We start from the raw sequence: 1,369 nt of genomic DNA on the forward strand, positions 1-1,369 counted from the left end.
GGGCCTTGACCCCGGATCTTGGACACAGGGTGGGATTCATGCTGCGATGGATAGTGTAGCAGCGTAACGGGTTTCGTAGTCGATAGGTGTGCGGTAGCCGCACCAGGAGTGTCGGCGACGGGTGTTGTATCGCACGAGCCAGCCGAAGACTTCACGGCGACATGCGAGTTGATCAGGCCAGTACCGCTCGTCCTGGAGGACCTCGCGTTTGAGTGTGGCATTGAACGCCTCGGCCATCGCGTTGTCGGCACTTGTCCCTACCGACCCCATCGACTGGGTCACCCCGAGGTCGGCACACAGTCGGGCGTAGGCCTTGCTCGTGTACACCCCAGCCATGATCAGAGTGGAAGATCGCCCCGGACAGGCTGCCCCTGGTCTGGCGGGCAGCGTGCAGGGCATCGGCGACGAGTTCGGTGCGCATGTGATCGGCCACCGCCCACCCGGCCAACCTCCGCGAGTGACAGTCGATCACTGTCGCCAGGTACAGGTTGGTGCCATCAGCGAGTGGCAGATAGGTGATATCTCCGACGTACACCTGATTGGGAGCCGCTGCGGTGAAGTTCCGTTTGACCAGGTCAGGTATTTTGTGATCGGCGGGTTCGGGGATCGTTGTCACCACCCGACGCCGCCGTCGGTAGCCGGCGATGCCGCGTTCACGCATGACCCTGGCTACCCGTTTGTGGTTGACCCGGTCCGCCGGAGGCGCCCCATCGTTGAGTTCAGCGGTGATCCGCGGCACCCCGCAGGTGTTGTCACCATCATGAATCTGTCGAATACGTTGTGCCAGAACATCATCAGCGTCGGCTCGGGCTGTCCGAGTCGAGGCAGCCTTGCGCCAGGCATAGAACGACGAACACGCGAGGTCGACGAGTTCGCATAGCCACTTCACCGGGTAGGTGTCGAGGTGGTCGGCGACGAACTGAAAGCGGCTCACCAGTTCGTCTCCCCGGCGAAATACTTCGCCGCCGCACGCAAGATCTCCCGTTCGGTGGTCAGTTTATGCTTCTCGCTGCGCAATGCCGCGTTCTCGGCCTCCAACCGTGCGACCTTGGCCTCGATGCTCTCCTCGCCGACCACACCGGCCACGCCTGCGGCGTCCGGTCGGGCCTTGAGAGGACTGGCTGCGTTGCTGCCATCGGCAGCAGTCTTGCGACCGGTGCCGTAACGGTCTAACCAGTTCCGCAGGGTGCCCCGCTCGACACCGAGATCAGCCGCGACACTGCGGACCGTGGCACCCGGGGTCGACTCGTACAAGTCCACCGCGTCCTTACGGAACTGCTCTGAATAGTGTTTCCGAGCCATACCTTGATCATCTCGCTTCCTCCCGCCGACTGGTGGGATTCAACGTGTCCAAGGTTCAGGGTCAGGT

At 62.7% G+C, this 1,369-nt stretch carries 1 pseudogene; it reads right to left on the reverse strand.

Annotated elements, in window-relative coordinates:
• Window positions 1-36 precede the first annotated feature (36 nt).
• Window positions 37-1,302, reverse strand: a pseudogene (locus tag GD1_RS24115) (IS3 family transposase).
• Window positions 1,303-1,369 lie beyond the last annotated feature (67 nt).

Origin of the sequence: Gordonia desulfuricans NBRC 100010 (genome assembly GCF_001485495.1) — a bacterium.
Lineage (GTDB): Bacteria > Actinomycetota > Actinomycetes > Mycobacteriales > Mycobacteriaceae > Gordonia > Gordonia desulfuricans.